The 15607-nt window shown below is 67.4% G+C and carries 15 protein-coding genes; 10 read left to right on the top strand and 5 right to left on the bottom strand.

All coding sequences use genetic code 11. The features are described 5' to 3' along the window. Nucleotides 1–425: 425 nt before the first annotated feature. From J2T47_RS29100 to J2T47_RS29070, 7 genes are all read left to right on the top strand, one after another. On the top strand, nucleotides 426–890 hold the full coding sequence (locus J2T47_RS29100; protein WP_253454250.1) for a multidrug transporter: 465 nt from the start codon (nucleotides 426–428) through the stop codon (nucleotides 888–890). A gap of 61 nt (nucleotides 891–951) precedes the next feature. After that, nucleotides 952–1782, top strand: a complete 831-nt coding sequence (locus J2T47_RS29095) for an SDR family oxidoreductase (RefSeq protein WP_253454248.1) — start codon at nucleotides 952–954, stop codon at nucleotides 1780–1782. After that, nucleotides 1782–2168: a hypothetical protein gene (locus tag J2T47_RS29090; RefSeq protein WP_253454246.1), complete on the top strand. Its 387-nt coding sequence runs from the start codon at nucleotides 1782–1784 to the stop codon at nucleotides 2166–2168. Before J2T47_RS29095 ends, J2T47_RS29090 begins: the two co-directional genes overlap by 1 nt. An 84-nt stretch (nucleotides 2169–2252) precedes the next feature. Continuing rightward, on the top strand, nucleotides 2253–2909 hold the full coding sequence (locus J2T47_RS29085) for a dual specificity protein phosphatase family protein (protein ID WP_253454244.1): 657 nt from the start codon (nucleotides 2253–2255) through the stop codon (nucleotides 2907–2909). A 74-nt stretch (nucleotides 2910–2983) separates the two neighbouring features. Further along, nucleotides 2984–3871, top strand: coding sequence for a TIGR01459 family HAD-type hydrolase (locus tag J2T47_RS29080; RefSeq protein WP_253454242.1), 888 nt, complete (start codon nucleotides 2984–2986; stop codon nucleotides 3869–3871). Between the two features lie 31 nt (nucleotides 3872–3902). After that, the gene (locus J2T47_RS29075; RefSeq protein WP_253454240.1) at nucleotides 3903–4148 is read left to right on the top strand and encodes a hypothetical protein; all 246 of its coding nucleotides are present in this window, start codon (nucleotides 3903–3905) and stop codon (nucleotides 4146–4148) included. A 114-nt stretch (nucleotides 4149–4262) separates the two neighbouring features. Beyond that, on the top strand, nucleotides 4263–5939 hold the full coding sequence (locus J2T47_RS29070; protein WP_253454238.1) for a SulP family inorganic anion transporter: 1677 nt from the start codon (nucleotides 4263–4265) through the stop codon (nucleotides 5937–5939). Between the two features lie 59 nt (nucleotides 5940–5998). Here the strand turns inward: J2T47_RS29070 and J2T47_RS29065 are convergent, their stop codons facing one another. The 4 genes from J2T47_RS29065 to J2T47_RS29050 are packed head-to-tail and all read right to left on the bottom strand — an operon-like array spanning nucleotide 5999 to nucleotide 10837. Continuing rightward, a complete protein-coding gene (locus tag J2T47_RS29065) occupies nucleotides 5999–6904 on the bottom strand; it encodes an efflux RND transporter periplasmic adaptor subunit (protein WP_253454236.1) in 906 nt (301 codons plus the stop codon). Between the two features lie 13 nt (nucleotides 6905–6917). After that, complete coding sequence (locus tag J2T47_RS29060; protein ID WP_253454252.1) at nucleotides 6918–7118, bottom strand: DUF1656 domain-containing protein; 201 nt, start codon at nucleotides 7116–7118, stop codon at nucleotides 6918–6920. Nucleotide 7119: 1 nt separating this feature from the next. Further along, nucleotides 7120–9327 (bottom strand): FUSC family protein, encoded by a 2208-nt coding sequence (locus J2T47_RS29055; protein WP_253454233.1) that lies wholly within the window; start codon nucleotides 9325–9327, stop codon nucleotides 7120–7122. Between the two features lies 1 nt (nucleotide 9328). Next, complete coding sequence (locus tag J2T47_RS29050; protein WP_437181026.1) at nucleotides 9329–10837, bottom strand: efflux transporter outer membrane subunit; 1509 nt, start codon at nucleotides 10835–10837, stop codon at nucleotides 9329–9331. A gap of 280 nt (nucleotides 10838–11117) precedes the next feature. Here J2T47_RS29050 and J2T47_RS29045 point away from each other — a divergent pair, with 280 nt between their 5' ends. Beyond that, nucleotides 11118–12053 carry a LysR family transcriptional regulator gene (locus J2T47_RS29045; RefSeq protein ID WP_253454229.1) on the top strand — a complete coding sequence of 312 codons (936 nt, stop codon included), beginning with the start codon at nucleotides 11118–11120 and terminating at the stop codon, nucleotides 12051–12053. A 206-nt stretch (nucleotides 12054–12259) separates the two neighbouring features. Then, nucleotides 12260–13234 carry a 2-hydroxyacid dehydrogenase gene (locus tag J2T47_RS29040; protein ID WP_253454227.1) on the top strand — a complete coding sequence of 325 codons (975 nt, stop codon included), beginning with the start codon at nucleotides 12260–12262 and terminating at the stop codon, nucleotides 13232–13234. An 84-nt stretch (nucleotides 13235–13318) separates the two neighbouring features. Here the strand turns inward: J2T47_RS29040 and J2T47_RS29035 are convergent, their stop codons facing one another. After that, nucleotides 13319–14212 carry a DMT family transporter gene (locus J2T47_RS29035; protein ID WP_253454225.1) on the bottom strand — a complete coding sequence of 298 codons (894 nt, stop codon included), beginning with the start codon at nucleotides 14210–14212 and terminating at the stop codon, nucleotides 13319–13321. Between the two features lie 137 nt (nucleotides 14213–14349). Between J2T47_RS29035 and J2T47_RS29030 the strand changes: the two genes are divergently transcribed. Next, a complete protein-coding gene (locus tag J2T47_RS29030) occupies nucleotides 14350–15225 on the top strand; it encodes a helix-turn-helix domain-containing protein (protein WP_253454223.1) in 876 nt (291 codons plus the stop codon). The last annotated feature ends 382 nt before the right edge of the window (nucleotides 15226–15607 follow it).

Raw genomic sequence — 15607 nt, 5'->3', positions numbered from 1 at the left:
TGACCCCTGCAGGTTAGAAACTGTTACCCATGTGCCTGAACAAAACTGTCACCTATGTGGGTGAGTCGTACCGGGGCAAGACCTTTGGTTACTTTGGGGCGTTTGCCAAAGTAACTCGCCCGAGGGGGCGAAACACGAAGCCCGAACGCACACCGAAGCGGCGCCGGAACACCCAAGCCGAGGCACCATAAACCGACACCACAAGAGCCAAGACAACCGCCGGCCCTGCCGACGGATCGCGGGCATGGCCCGCTCCTACAGGGGCGCAATACGTAGGGCGCATAACCCGGAACGGGTTATCCGCCGATACCTCGACAGCTGGGCTGGTTCGCGAGCAAGCTCGCTCCCGCAACAGCCGCGCCACATCAACCCGCCCCACCCCACCGCCTGCTAAGGTAATGCTCCATACCCCCGCGGAGCTTTCCATGCTGTACGGCATCCTGCTGATCGTCACCTGGATCATCCTGCTGATCCGCTACCCCTCCCGCGCCCTGCCGATCTCCGGCGCCGGGCTGGTCGGACTGGCCGCGGTGATCGCCATCGCCATCTGGCAGGACAACAGCGACAGCCGCCAACTCCAGCACCTGGAACTGCGCATCGCCTACCAGCCCGACCAATGCCAGCCCGGCCGTCCACTGGCCGTCAGCCTGAAGAACGGCGCCTCGCGCCCGCTGCTGGAACTGCGCTGGAAAGTCGCCGCCTACCGCCCCGGCGACACCACCGACCTCGCCGAAAACCTCTACGAAGCCCCGCGCTACCGTGGCCCCGGCGCGCTGCTGGCCGGCGACAGCTGGAGCGACTGCCTGCCGCTGCCGCCGCTGCGCCCCGGCTACCGCGCCAGTACCCTGGAGTTCCGCGCCGAGCGGGTGAGCGGCCGCTTCGGCAACTGATTCACCTGCCCCGCACATTCCGGTACGGTAGTCCCGCCCACAGCCCAAGGACCGCCAGACCATGCCCCACCCCGTCGCCCTCATCACCGGATGCTCCAGCGGTATCGGCCGCGCCCTCGCCGATGCCTTCCAGGGCGCCGGCTACCAGGTCTGGGCCACCGCGCGCCGCGATGAAGATGTCGCCGCCCTCGGCCAGGCGGGATTTCGTGGTGTGCTGCTGGACGTCAACGACGAGCCCGCCGTCGAGCGCCTCGCCGAGCGGCTGCAACACGAAGCCGGCGGCCTCGATGTGCTGATCAACAACGCCGGCTACGGCGCCATGGGCCCGCTGCTGGACGGTGGCAGCCAGGCGATCCGCCGGCAGTTCGAAACCAACGTGTTCGCCGTGGTCGGCGTCACCCGCGCACTGTTCCCGGCACTGCGCGCACGGCGCGGGCTGGTGGTGAACATCGGCAGCGTCTCCGGCGTGCTGGTCACCCCCTTCGCCGGCGCCTACTGCGCCTCGAAAGCCGCAGTGCACGCGCTCAACGACGCCCTGCGCCTGGAGCTGGCACCCTTCGGCATCGAGGTGATGGAAGTGCAGCCCGGCGCCATCGCCTCCAACTTCGGCGCCAACGCCAGCCGCGAGATGGCCGCGGTGGTCAGCGAGGATTCCGCCTGGTGGCCGCTGCGTAAATTCATTCAGGCGCGCGCCGCGGCCTCCCAGGACAAACCCACGCCCGCCGGCGACTTCGCCCGCGCACTGCTGGCCGCCGCGCAGAAGTCCCCGCGTCCGCACCTGGTGCGCATCGGCAATGGCAGCCGCGCCCTGCCGCTGCTTTCGCGCTGGGTGCCCACCGGCCTGCTGGACAAGGTGCTGAAGAAACGTTTCGGCCTCGACGGGCAACTCTGATGACTTATCAGGTTCGCTACCTCGCCCTCGCCGGCATCCTCGCCGCCTTCTTCCTCAACGTGGTGGCCCGCGGACTGCTGCGAATCGGTGGTGTGCCGGCGACCCTGCTGGTGGCCGCAGTGATCGCCGCCGCCATGGCCTTCTGGTTCGCCCGCCGGCACAAGCGCCTGGCGCAGACCGGCGAGCGCTGGCGGCTGATCGCGCTGTACGGCGGCGGGCTGGCGCTGCTCTACGCCATCCTGGTGGGCATGGCAGCCTGGCAGAACACCCCGAGCCCGGCGGCGCTGCTGATCTATGCGCTCAACTACCTGTGCTACCCGCTGTGCGTCTGGTGGTTCTTCCGTCCCACCGTGCTGGTGCGCTTCCTCCCCGCCGACCGGCGCTGAGCAGGCTTCACGCTTTCTTCACCTGCATTTCATCCGGGCACAACCGGGCTCCGCCTAAGGTGACGCGACCTTAGAGGAGTCCCCATGTCCCTGCCCCCGATTCTCCGTGGCGCCATCGCCGCCGCCCTGCTGACATTCGGCCCGCTCGCCCTGGCCGCCGGCGACACCCCGGCCGACTGGGCCAGGCCGGTGGACAAGTCGTTCAACCTCTACCAGATGTCGCCGACGCTCTACCGCAGCGCCCTGCCCGGCAAGGACGACCTGCCCGAGCTGCAGCGCCTGCAGGTAAAGACCGTGGTGAGCTTCATCAAGGACGACGACCGCGAGTGGATCGGCCAGCAGACCATCGATGCCGTGAGCTTCCCCACCCACGCCGACCGGGTCGATGATGCCGACGTGCTGAAAGTCCTGCGCATCCTGCAACAGGCAGAGCAGAAAGGCCCGGTGCTGATGCACTGCAAGCACGGGCGCGACCGCACCGGCCTGTTCGCCGCCATGTACCGCACGGTGATCCAGGGCTGGAGCAAGGAGGACGCGCTCAAGGAGATGGTCGAAGGCGGCTACGGCACCGAGGACGACATGACCGACGCCATCGCCTACGTGCAGAAAGCCGACATCGGCAAGCTGCAGCAAGCCCTGGCCAGCGGCGAATGCAGCACCTCGGCGCTCTCCACCTGCCATCTCAAGGGCTGGCTGGCAGACACCTTCGGCGAGGAACGCCCGCCGCACCCGGCGCACTGATCGGCGCAACTGTCACACGGTCATGGCGTGAGTGCGCTAACGTGGGCGCAATCCCACCGTTGCCCAGGCCCGCCATGACCAGCTCCCGCTTCAGCGCCGTCACCCACACCCGCTACATCGACCACGCCGGCCTGGATGCCTTCTGCGCCGACTACGACGGCTTTCTGCTCGACCTCTGGGGCGTGCTGATCGACGGTGTCGATGTGTTCCCCGGCGCCCTCGACTGGCTGGCCCGTCGCGCCGCCGAAGGCAAGCCGGTGTGGTTCCTCAGCAACGCCTCGCGCAGCGTCCCGGAGATGGCCGACACCCTGGTGCGCCTGGGCGTCTCCCGCGAGCTGTTCGCCGGCATCACCACCTCCGGCCAGTTGGCCATCGACGCCTTCACCCATGAACGCGAATTCCAGCGCGGCGGCATCTACACCGTCGGCGTGGGCGATGCCCTGACCACCTGGCCGGCGGAAATCCGCGAGCGCTTCTGCGACGACATCCATGCCGCGTCGCTGATCCTGGGTGTCGGCAGCTTCCCGCAGAACGAACTGGAAGAACGCTTTGCCCCGCTGCGCGGCGCCACCGACAAGCCGTTCTTGTGCGCGAACCCGGACCGCGTGGTGGTTTCCGGCGGCCAGACGGTGTTCGGCGCCGGCCGCCTGGCCGAAGCCTTTGCCGAAGAGGGTGGCAGCGTGCACTGGTACGGCAAGCCCGATCCGTCGGCCTTCCGCATTGCCCAGCGGCAGCTGGAGGCACGCGGCGCGAAGCACATCCTGTTCGTCGGTGATTCGCTGGTGACCGACGTCCCCGGCGCCCTGGCCGCACGCATCGACACCCTCTGGCTGGCATCCACCGGCATCCACCGCCAGGCGCTGGGCGTACCGTTCAATGGCGAACTGGACGCGGAGAAGGCCAACGCGCTGCTCGACGGCTATCCAGTTCGTCCGCACTTTGCCGCGCCAGGACTGGTCTGAGTTCAGGACACCCGCCTGAGCCCGACCGCCGATGAACGAGCTGATCGACCTGCTGCAATGGCCAGCCATGCTGGTCACCGTCCTTGCCGCCTGGCTGGTCGGCTCCCGCGACCGCAAGCGGCGTGAGATCGGCTTCTGGGTATTCCTCGCCAGCAACGCACTGTGGATCGCCTGGGGCATCCCGGCCAAGGCCTATGCGCTGGTGCTGCTGCAACTGTGCCTGGCGGCGATGAACATTCGCGGCAGCTACAAGAATCGCCAGCGCGGTGACGCCTGACGGATTGCCGCGAAGACTCCGATAGGCCCTTGGGAAGTCGCCCCCTGTTCGCCGCTCGCCACGGTTGCTCGAATGCCCCACCGCATTCCAGGCATGGCACCCATGGCATCTCCCGTGAAACTGCTCCAGGGCATCCTTCCCCTCACCCGCAAGGGCGCACTGCGCGATGCGCTGGCCGGTATCTCGCTGGCGGCGATGGATATTCCCCAACTGCTCGGTTACGCGCGCATCGCCGGCATGCCGGCGGTCACCGGGCTCTATACCGCACTGCTGCCGCTGCTGGCCTTCGCCTGCTTCGGCGCCTCGCGGCATCTGGTAGTCGCGGCGGATTCGGCCACCGCCACCATCTTCTCCGGCCATCTCGCCGGCCTGGCCCCCATCGGCAGCCCGCAGTACATCGCCCTGGCCGGCACGGTGGCGCTGCTGACCGCCGGCATGCTGCTGATCGCCCGGCTGCTCAGGCTGGGCTTTCTCGCCGACTTCCTGTCGCGCACGGCACTGACCGGGTTTCTGGCTGGCGTCGGTGTACAGGTGGCGTTGTCGATGGGCGGCGACATGCTGGGTATCGTCGTCCCCTCCTCGCCGGTCGCTGAGAAGACGGTGTTCCTCGCCGGCCATCTCAACCAGACCCACCTCCCTACCGCCGCTATCGCCGTCTCGCTGGTGGTACTGCTGCTGGCGGCCAGGTACTGGCTGCCACGCTGGCCGATCCCGCTCCTGGCCATGGTCGGCTGCATCGCCGCCAGTGCCGCCTTCGACTTTGCCGGGCACGGTATCAGCGTGCTCGGCCCGATTGCCGGTGGTCTGCCGAGCCTCTCGCTCCCCGCGCTGAGCTGGCGCGAGATCCAGGAGTTGCTGCCGGTCGCCGGGGCCTGTTTCATCATGATCCTCGCCCAGAGCTCGGCGGCCGCCCGCGTCTATGCCGACCGGCACCGCGAGCACGACGACGAGAACGCCAACATCCTCGGGCTGGCGGCGGCCAACACGGCAGCGGCCTTCAGCGGCGCATTCGTGGTCAACGGCAGCCCGACCCAGACGGCCATGGCCGAGCAGGCCGGCTCGCGCAGCCAGGTGGCGCAACTGAGCTTCGCCCTGATAGTGGCCCTCGTGGCGCTGCTTCTCTTCCAGTGGTTGCAGTATCTGCCGCACTGCGTACTGGCCGCCGTGGTCTTCACCATCGCGGTCGGCCTGATCGATGTGCAGACCCTGCTGGCCATGCGCACGGAAAGTCCGCTGGAGTTCCGCATGGCCCTGCTCACTGCGGCCACCGTGGTGCTGGTGGGGGTCGAGCAGGGCATCCTGCTGGCCATGGCGCTGTCGCTGGTGCACCACGTACGCCGCAGCTACCGCCCGCACACCCTGATGCTGGAGCCGGACGCCAACGGCCGCTGGCTACCGGTGCCGGTACAGTTCGGCAAACAGACGGCGCCCGGGCTGATCGTCTATCGCTTCGGCGCCGACCTGTTCTACGCCAACGACACCTTCTTCACCCGGCAGGTCATCGCGCTGGTGGAACGGGCGCCAGCCGGGTTGCGCTGGTTCGTCGTCGATGCCGGTGCGATTACCGGGCTGGACTACTCCGCCGCCCGTTCGCTGGCCGACCTGTGCGAATGCCTGCGCAAACAGGGTGTGACCCTGGTGTTCGGCCGCGCCAACCGCTTCCTGCGGGCCGACATGAAGCGCCACAACGTGGCCCGCATCATCGGCCACCGGAACATCCTGCCCACCCTGCATCGGGCGTTGGAGATCGCCGGGGTACCGGAGCGCGGTGCTGCGGCCGGCGTGGTGTAAAACCGACCGTACAAAAGGAAACGGGAGCCGCAGCTCCCGTTTTCATTCACCCGATCAGCTCACTGCGCTGTCGCGGCCGCGCCATCGGAGTGTTCCGCGTTGCGGCTCTCGGGGTTGACGATCACGGTGGCAGTGATGCCCGCTGCCAGCAGCACGCCTTCCGGCACTTCGTCGATGTGGATGCGGACCGGCACGCGCTGGGCCAGGCGCACCCAGTTGAAGGTCGGGTTGACGTCGGCCACCAGCTCGCGGCTCTCCGGGTTGTCGCGGTCGTAGATGGCGCGGGCGATGCTCTCGACATGGCCCTTCAGGCGCTCGCCGCTCATCAGTTGCAGCTCGGCCGGGTCGCCGACGCGGATGTGCGGCAGCTTGGTCTCTTCGAAGTAGCCGTAGATCCAGTAGGAGTTCTCGTCGACCACGGCCATCTTCGCCTCGCCGACACGGGCGTAATCGCCACGGTGCACGTTGAGGTTGGTCACGTAGCCGTCCACCGAGGCGCGCACCTGAGTGCGTTCCAGGTTCAGCTTGGCGGCGTCGAGCGCAGCCAGGGCCTGCTGGTAGTCGGCTTCGGAGGCGGCGGCGGTGTTGCTGGCGTCGTCCAGGCTCTCGCGCGAGACCACTTCCTCGTCCATGGCCCGGCGGCGCTTGGCGTTGAGCTGGCGCATCTGCAGGGTGGCCTTGCGCGAGGCGACGGCTGCTTCGGCCTGCTTCACGGCGATCTGGTAGTGGTCCGGGTCGATCTGCATCAACAGGTCGCCCTTCTTCACCTGCTGGTTGTCGCGCACCGGCACGTCGACCACCACGCCGGAGACGTCGGCGGCGACGTTGATGATGTCGGCGCGCACCCGGCCGTCGCGGGTCCAGGGCGTATCCATGTAGTTCACCCAGAGGGCGCGGCCGATCAGCGCGGCGACCGCCAGGATGATCAGGGTCGCCAGCAGGCTGATGATGGATTTGAGAGTCATGGGTGCACGCTCGTTACTTGTAGATAGTGAGAGACAGGCCGCCGAACAGGCAGGCGAACAGGCACACGCGGAACAGCGCCGGGTGCCAGGTGTAGCGGTACAGGCCGATGGAGGCGAAGATCCGGTCGATGCCCCAGCAGATCAGCGCGGCAACCAGGAACATCAGGGTCAGGGTCGGCATGTAGACCCCGTGGAAGGCGATCTCGCGGGGCAGGTCAGGCAGCATGGGTCGGGCTTCCAGAGGTGGTTTCGCCATCGCGCAGCGGCGACTGCGGGTCAAGCAGGCTGCTGCGGATGAAGTGCAGGTAGCTGAGCACGCGGCGCAGCGGCGAGCTTTCGAAGTCCGGGGCGCGCGGCTCGTCGGTGCTCTTCACGCAATCGATGGCCTGCTCGACGGCAGCCAGGGCGCGCTCGCGGTTGGCCTCGCAAGGCTTGACGAACAGGCGGATCAGCGCGCGGCCCATGGTGCGGATCGACTGCCGCCAGGGCGTCGACTCGGCGTAACAGGGCTCGTTCGGCAGGTTCTCCTGCTCCACGCGCAGCTCGATGATCGAATGGCCGACTTCCAGCACCACGAAGGTCCAGCGCACCAGGCGGCGCTGCATCTGCGGGCTGCGTGCAGAGACACCATAGGCCTGGTTGAGCAGGTCGCGGGTGCCGCTTTCGAAGGACGAGACCAGGCCGTCCAGCTTGCCGCTGATGGCTTCCACCACGCGCAGGCGCAGGTCCTTCTCCAGGCGGCGCCACAGCCAGGCGCTGGTGGGCGGCATGATCACCGCGGCGACCACGGCGGCCAGGCTTTGCGACAGCACCAGGGAGATGTACTCGTTGAGCATGCGGCCCGGATCATAGACGGTGAGATTCGCCGGGATCGCGCCGAAGCTGAAGAACACCAGCAGGCCCAGGCCGTAGCCGGCGTACTTGGGTTTGACCGAGAGGAACGCGCCCAGCGCGAATACCGGCGCCAGGGCGAAGGCCAGCAGCGGGAAGCCGTCCAGGTGCGGGAACACGAAGAAGGTTTCGGAGAAGCCGAGAATCGCCGCAAAGAAGGTGCCCACGGCCATCTGCATGGCCATCTTCGCCGGGTCCGGAGCGGCCGACACCAGTGCAGCGACGGCGGCGGCGTTGAGCACGAAGGTGCTGCCGCTGGGCCAGGCGGTCTCGATCCAGAAGATGCCGAATACCAGCACCATCAACGCGGTTCGCCCACCCGCCACCAGCGAGGCGACCAGGTTGGCCTTGGGCGAGAAGCCGTGCTTCCAGTTCTCCCGCTCGTGCTTGTGTGCGGCCAGGGAGGCGTGGGTCAGGGCGTAGTTGTAGAGGTCGTCAGCCAGGCGGTAGAGCAGCTCGCCGGCGGTGTTGAAATCCATCAGCGCGGACGGCTCGTCCTGCTCGGCGAGCAGTTGCGCGCGGCCGGCGCGGATGCACTGCATCATCCGCGTACGGTGGCTTTCCAGCTGGGCGGCGAGGCGCTCGGCGTCGCGGTCGGTGACCGACTCGCCGCGCCACGGGGCGAGCACCTGGGCCAGTTCGTCGAGGCACGGCTGCAACGCGCGCAGCACGGCATCCGCCTCATGTGCCCGCAGACGCGAGAGCAGCTGGTGCAGCGCGTGGTAGCGGGTAGTGAGGACCATGAACTCGTTGTTCAGGCGCGACAGGCGGCCGGAGCGCAGGCGCATGTGCGGGTCTTCGAAACGGGTAGCGCTGCGCAGCGCTTCCAGACCCACGGCCTGGGCGGCGAAGGCGACGTTGGCGGCCTCGAACTTCGGCCGCTCGCCGCCGCCGAGGTTGTCCAGGACGAAGCTGGCGAAGGCGCCGAAACGCTGGTACAGCGCACTGCGCATGGCGGTGCTGGAGGTCTGCGGGAACAGCGTGGCGCTGACCACCATGGAGCAGAGGATGCCGAGGCTGATTTCCAGCACGCGCCAGATCGCCGACATGAACGCGGCCTCCGGGTGCAGGGTGGCGGGCAGGCCGATCAGCGTGGCGGTGTAGCCGGCGAGCACGCAAGCGTAGGAGCGGAAGTCGCGGTAGCGTGCGGCGCCGACGGTGCACAGGCCGATCCACAGCGCCGAGACGAGCAGGAACAGCTCGCGCTGCTGGGCGAAGATGGCGATCAGCGCGACCATCACGCTCAGCCCGACCAGGCTGCCGAGAATCCGGTAGAAGCTCTTGGCGAACACCTGGCCGCTCTGCGGCTGCATGACGATGAACACGGTGATGGTCGCCGTGCTCGGCTGCGGCAGTTCCAGGCGCATCGCCAGCCACAGGGTCAGCAGCGCGGCAAGCAGCACCTTGGCGATGTACACCCAGGTGACGCCATCACTGCGCCCCCACTCCAGCAGCGCGCGACGCAGCGCGTCCAGCGGCGCCAGCTGGCGGGTGGCGGTGCTGCCGTTGTACGAAGAGGGCTCGCCGGCCATCTCAGCGCTCGCCGGCCGCGCGGACGCCGACGGTCTCGGGGACCATCTTCGCCTCTTTCGGGCCTTCCTGCTTGTCCATCAGGCCGCCGCCCAGGGCAACGGCCAGGCCGGCATGGGTGGCCAGGCGCGCGGCGCGCACCTGCTGCTCCACCAGTTGCTGCTGGAACAGGCGGGACTGCGCGTTGAGCACGTTGAGGTAATCGGTCAGGCCGCCACGGTAGGCCTTGGTGGCGATGTCGTAGGTGCGCTGGGCCGAGGCCACGGACTTGGCGGCGAAGCCTTCCTGCAGCTGCATGGAGTGCATGCGGATCAACTGGTCGGAAATGCCCTTGAGGGCATTGATCAGCGTCTGGTTGTACTGCGCCACGGCGGCGTCGTAGCCGGCAGATTCCTGGCTCAGCTGCGAGCGGCGGCGACCGCCGTCGAAGATCGGCAGGGAGATGGCCGGGCCGACGCCATAGGTGAACTTCTCGGCGTTGAGGAATTCCAGCACGCCGCCGCCGACGGCGCTGTAGCCGATGCTCGCGACCAGGTCGACGTTGGGGTAGAACTCGGCGCGGGCGACATCCACACCCTTGGCTTGCGCGGCGACCTTCCAGCGGCTGGCGACCACGTCCGGGCGGTGGCCGAGCAATTCCATCGGCAGCTTGCTGGGCAGGCCCGGACCTTCGGCGAGCTTCAGGCTCGGACGCTGGATCGAGGCGCCGGCGCCGGGGCCTTTGCCGGCCAGGGCGGCGATCTGGTTGCGGGTGAGCTGGATTTCCTCGTCCACCGCTTCGATCTTGCGCTCGGTTTCCGGCAGCGGGACTTCCGCCTGGCTGACTTCGAAATGCGTGCCGATGCCACCGTCGAGACGGCGCTGGGCCAGGGCCAGGATGCCCTGTTGCTGGGCCAGCATGGCCTTGCCGATATCCAGCTTGGCGTACTGCAGCGACAGCTGGATGTAGGCGCGAACGATGTTGCCCTCCAGCTCCAGCTGGGCCATGCGCGCCTCGGCGGCGGTCATCTTGGCGATGTTGACGTAGCGCTCGGTGTTGCTGCGCTCGCGGCCCCAGAGGTCCAGCGAGTAGCTGAAGCCCAGGGCGGCGTTGTTATTGAAGGTGGTGCTGTCGGCCAGGTCGCCGGGACCGTAGAAGTAGTCGGTCGGCCAGCGGTGGCGGGTCAGCGAGGCATCCACGCCGATCTGCGGCGACTCGGCGGACTCGGCGATGCCGGCCATGGCCATCGCCATGCGCACCCGTGCCTCGGCCTGGGCCAGGGTCGGGCTGCCTTCCAGCGCGGTCTGCACCCAGGCATTCAACTGCGGATCGCCATAGGCGCGCCACCACTGCTCGGCCGGCCAGCCAGCTTCCTGGTTGGCGTGCGCGATGGCGGCGTCGGTGGCCAGCTCGGTGTCGCCCAGGCGCTGTTCCTGCGGGGCGATGCCGTCGGTGCTGATACATCCGGCGATTGTTGAAAAAATGACAAAGGAGCCGACGAACGTCAGTCCTTTCACGAGGTGACGCGACACAGTGAGAGCCCTGGAAGGTAGGAGTGTGTTCAGCTTAGTAGAGTGCGTAGAGCCAATTGCGGCGATTGAATTCTAGGGACGGGAAAGGGAACGGATAAGCCGGCTGATTTGTGATTGTTTATTACCAAAAATGAAACAATATGTGTTTTCATCCATGTGACAATAGGCCGCTCCCGCTCTGCTCCGCGCATTGCCCCCCATCAAGGACATGCCGCCGGCGACGACGTATCGCTTATTTGACGTCGCCACCCGGGACAGACGCCCCACTGACGAGGCCCCAATGGACACACTGCAGACCATGCGTGCGTTCGCCTGTGTCGCGGAAACCGGCAGTTTCACCGCCGCCGCGCAACAGCTGAACACCACCACCGCGTACGTATCCCGCGCGGTCGCCAATCTGGAGTCCCACCTGCGGACCCGCCTGCTCAACCGCACCACCCGGCGCATCGCCCTCACCGAGGCCGGCCAGCGTTACCTGCTGCGTTGCGAACAGATTCTTGCCTATGTCGAGGAAGCCGAAGCCGAGGCCAGCGACGCCCACGCCCGCCCCGCCGGCCGCCTGCGCGTGCACTCGATGACCGGTATCGGCCAGCACTACGTGATCCGCGCCATCGCCAACTACCGCCAACTGCACCCGGAAGTGACCTTCGAGCTGACCATGGCCAACCGCGTGCCGGACCTGCTCGACGAAGGCTTCGACGTGGCCATCGTGGTCGCCTCGGAACTGCCCGACTCGGGCCTGGTGTCGCAGCGCATCGGCGAGACCTACAGCATCCTCTGCGCCTCGCCCGACTACCTGGCCCGGCGCGGCACGCCGAAGACCCCTTCCGAGCTGATGGAGCATGACTGCCTGCGCCTGATCAGCCCGGTGCTGCCGCTGGACAAGTGGCTGTTCGACGGCCCCAACGGCCAGGAAATGATCACCCTCGGCCCCTCGCCCTTCCAGGTGAACGTCGGCGACGCCATGACCGAGGCCATCGGCTCGGGCATGGGCATCAGCGCCCTGCCCGTCTACTCGGCCATCGACGGCCTGCGCGACGGCTCGCTGGTGCGCGTGCTGCCGCACTACAAGCTGCAGATCCTCAACGTCTACGCGCTGTACCCGTCGCGCCAGTACCTGGACGCGAAGATCAAGACCTGGGTCGCGTATCTACGGGAAAATCTGCCCGGCGTGCTCCAGGCCGATGGCGCCGGCCTCGCCGATGTGGGACCCTGACCGCCCTTTTCGCCGCGTTTCGCGGGCAAGCTCACTGTGTAACTCCCTACCCCGGTGTTCAGTGAGCTTGCCCGCGAACCCATCTTCCTCCCCGCCGCATACCACCTCGCGTTCGATAATCGCCCGGCGCGCACACCAGCCTTGCGCCGCTCTGGCCCGGCAATGGTAGGGTTAAGCCCCCTCCGTCTCCCAGCCGTCCGAGAGCCATGAAAAAGAACGTCTTCGTCTTCAGCCGCCTTGCCGCGGAACACCTCGACCGCCTGCGCAGCCAGTTCAACGTCACCGTCCTCGACCCCAGGCAGGGCGACGTCGACGCGCAGCTGGCCGCCGCCCTGCCGACCACCCACGGCATGATCGGCGTCGGTCGCCCGCTGGGCGAGAAGCAACTGGCCCAGGCCACGCAGCTGGAGGTCATTTCCAGCGTCTCGGTGGGCTACGACAACTACGACCTGAGTTACCTGAATCAGCGCGGCATCCCGCTGACCAACACCCCGGACGTGCTCACCGAAACCACCGCCGACCTCGGCTTTGCCCTGATCATGGCCGCGGCCCGGCGCACCGCCGAACTGGACGCCTGGACCAAGGCCGGCGAGTGGAAGCGCACCGTGGACGCCCAGCACTTCGGCGTCGACGTGCACGGCAAGAAGCTCGGCATCCTCGGCCTGGGCCGCATCGGCGCCGCCATCGCCCGCCGCGGCCACTTCGGCTTCAACATGGACATCCTCTACCACGGCAACAGCCGCAAGCCGGAGCTGGAACAGGAGTTCGGCGCGCGCTTCTGCGGCTTCGAGGAACTGCTGGGCGAGGCGGACTTCGTCTGCGTGGTGGTGCCGCTGTCGGACAAGACCCGCAAGCTGATCGGCAAGCGCGAGCTGGAGCTGATGAAGCCCACCGGCATCCTGGTGAACATCGCCCGCGGCCAGGTGATCGACGAGGCTGCGCTGGTGGAAGCGCTGCAGGAGAAGCGCATTCTCGCCGCCGGCCTGGACGTCTACGAGAAGGAACCGCTGGCCGAGTCGCCGCTGTTCGCTCTGCCCAACGCCGTGACCCTGCCGCACATCGGCTCGGCCACCCATGAAACCCGTCAGGCCATGGCCGAGTGCGCGCTGGACAACTTCGAAGCCGCCCTGCGCGGCGAACGGCCGAAGAACCTGGTCAATCCGCAGGCCTGGAAGGCCTGATGCGCTTTTCGTAGGAGCGAGCTTGCTCGCGAACGACCCCCGCTGCGGGGCGGTTCGCGAGCAAGCTCGCTCCTACAAGGGCCATCACGCACGCGCCGGCTGCAACACCGGCCTCGGCTTGCGGAATACCAGCACGTTGCCGACCATCACCAGACCCAGCCCGGCCAGCGCCGGCAGGCTCCACTGGTAGCCCTCGGCGAAGGCCGAGACATTCAGCGCCACCACCGGGAACAGGACGGTGCAGTAGGCCGCGCGCTCCGGCCCCATGCGCCCGACCAGCGTCAGATAGGCGGTGAAGCCGATTACCGAACCGGGAATCGCCAGGTACAGCAGCGACCAGACGTACTGCGGGCTGCTGTCGAAAGCCAGCGGCACGCCCTGCACCAGGCAGATCGCCAGCAGGATCAGCGAGCCATAGAGCATGCCCCAGGCGTTGGTCGACAGCGGCCGCAGCCCGGCCTTCTGTTGCAGGCTCGACAACAGGTTGCCCGCCGAGAAGCACAGCGTGCCGAGCAGCGCCAACCCCAGGCCGTAGAAGGTCTCCCGCGTGGCCTGATGCCCGGACAGCTCCGGCCAGAACAGCAGCGCCAGCCCGGCCAGGCCGAATGCGCCTCCGCCGAGCACGTTGGGCGCGATGCGCTGGCCAAAGAAAATCCGTGCATTCAGCGCGTTCCACAGCGTGGCGGTAGAGAACACCACGGCCACCAGCCCGCTGGGAATCCACTGGCTGGCGGTGTAGAAGCACAGGAAGTTCACGCAGAACAGGCACAGCCCCTGGGCGAAGCAGATCACCTGCCCGCGCCGGCCCAGCGGCTGAAGGCGCCGCGACACCAGCAGCAGGGCGAACAGCACCAGCGCCGCCAGGCTGAAGCGGTAAGCGATGGACAGCGGAATGGCGACCACGCCGACCTGCAGCTTGATGGCGATCCAGGTCGTGCCCCAGATAAGCACGGTGAGCAGGTAGAGCGAGAGGTTCATGGCGGTCTCCGGAAATCCTATGGAAACAGTCTCCCGCCAGCCCCCGGCGCCGGCTTGCAGATTCTTGCGCTTATTGCGACAACCGGGCTGGCAAGGCGCGCCCGCGCGGGTAGAGTGAAGGCAACAGAGGAACATCCATGTCAGCCATCTCGCAGCTCGAAGTCTTCCAGTCGATGAACGCCTCGCCCAACGCCCGCCTGGAGCGTTGCGCGGAGCTGGGCGACGGGCTGTCCGCGGCGATCTGGAGCAATAGCCACGATGCCCGCGACTACCACGCTCCCAGCCATCACACGCTGTCCTGCTACCTGAACGACGGCACCGGCACCTTCCGCCGTGGCGCCCCTGGCACCACCGGCGCGCCGGATAAACTCTGCGTGATGCCGGCGGGCGCCGAGTCCGCCTGGATCGTCAACGGCGACATCCGCCTGGCGCACCTGTACATCGATCAGGAACAGTTCGCCCTCGGCTGCATCCGCCTGCTGGATCGCGAGCCGCGCGAACTGCAGCTGCACGAACGCACCTTCCTCGACGACCCGCAGCAGGCGGCGCGCTTCCGCCAGCTGGTGAAGCTCGACTGGCATGAGCCGGGCGAACGCATCCGCACCAGCACCCTGGCCCATGACCTGATCGATCACCTGCTGCTGAACCAGGTCGGCCTGCGCGAAGGCCTGAAGCTCAAGGGCGGACTGGCGCCGTCCATGCGCCGGCGCGTGGCCGACTACATCGAGCAGCGCCTGGACCAGCCGTTGTCGCTGGGCGAGCTGGCGATGCAGACGGCGCTGTCGGAATACCACTTCGCGCGGATGTTCCGCGAAAGCTTCGGCATGCCGCCGCACCAATACGTCCTGGCCCGCCGCGTGGCCCTGGCGCAACGCCTGCTGCGCGACACCCGCCAGCCGCTGAGCCAGGTGGCCCTGGCCTGCGGGTTCTCCAGCGCCAGCCACTTTGCCAACCGCTTCAGGTCGGTGGTGGGCGGAACGCCGGGGGAGTATCGGCAGGCGTTCGAGGACTAGCGATTCAGCCGTGCCGCTGTCGGTGTGCGGTTCGTCCCCCTCGGTCCTACGAAGAACGGCGCTACCTCTCCGTCTTTGGCTTTGGCTTTGGCTTTGGCTTTGGCTTTGGCTCTGAAGTCTTCCAGAGAAATATCCGCGCGCTCCGAATGCCCCGTTCAGAAGGCCGAGTGGAAGCGGAGTTGCAGGGGTTGAGCGGCATGGATGCCGCGAGAGCTGCGATGGGCCAGGGATGGCCCTTCGCAGCGTGCCCCTGGAACTTCGCTGGAGCGAGGGAATTTTTCGCCTAGGCGAAAAACCGGATGTCCGGGGTGTAGGAGACAACCACATAGGTAACAAACGAGTTCAGTCACATGGGTGACACTCGCATCTTCAGATATCGCCT

The sequence above is a fragment of the Pseudomonas nitroreducens genome (assembly GCF_024170165.1).
Taxonomy (GTDB): Bacteria; Pseudomonadota; Gammaproteobacteria; order Pseudomonadales; family Pseudomonadaceae; genus Pseudomonas; species Pseudomonas nitroreducens_C.
Note: the sequence above shows the minus strand (reverse complement) of the source record. Positions and strands in the feature narration are given on the sequence as shown.

Coding starts and splice junctions, on each gene's coding strand:
- J2T47_RS29100 (WP_253454250.1), top strand. CDS start 426: ATGCTGTACGGCATCCTGCTGATCGTCACCTGGATCATCCTGCTGATC.
- J2T47_RS29095 (WP_253454248.1), top strand. CDS start 952: ATGCCCCACCCCGTCGCCCTCATCACCGGATGCTCCAGCGGTATCGGC.
- J2T47_RS29090 (WP_253454246.1), top strand. CDS start 1,782: ATGACTTATCAGGTTCGCTACCTCGCCCTCGCCGGCATCCTCGCCGCC.
- J2T47_RS29085 (WP_253454244.1), top strand. CDS start 2,253: ATGTCCCTGCCCCCGATTCTCCGTGGCGCCATCGCCGCCGCCCTGCTG.
- J2T47_RS29080 (WP_253454242.1), top strand. CDS start 2,984: ATGACCAGCTCCCGCTTCAGCGCCGTCACCCACACCCGCTACATCGAC.
- J2T47_RS29075 (WP_253454240.1), top strand. CDS start 3,903: ATGAACGAGCTGATCGACCTGCTGCAATGGCCAGCCATGCTGGTCACC.
- J2T47_RS29065 (WP_253454236.1), bottom strand. CDS start 6,904: ATGACTCTCAAATCCATCATCAGCCTGCTGGCGACCCTGATCATCCTG.
- J2T47_RS29055 (WP_253454233.1), bottom strand. CDS start 9,327: ATGGCCGGCGAGCCCTCTTCGTACAACGGCAGCACCGCCACCCGCCAG.
- J2T47_RS29045 (WP_253454229.1), top strand. CDS start 11,118: ATGGACACACTGCAGACCATGCGTGCGTTCGCCTGTGTCGCGGAAACC.
- J2T47_RS29040 (WP_253454227.1), top strand. CDS start 12,260: ATGAAAAAGAACGTCTTCGTCTTCAGCCGCCTTGCCGCGGAACACCTC.
- J2T47_RS29035 (WP_253454225.1), bottom strand. CDS start 14,212: ATGAACCTCTCGCTCTACCTGCTCACCGTGCTTATCTGGGGCACGACC.
- J2T47_RS29030 (WP_253454223.1), top strand. CDS start 14,350: ATGTCAGCCATCTCGCAGCTCGAAGTCTTCCAGTCGATGAACGCCTCG.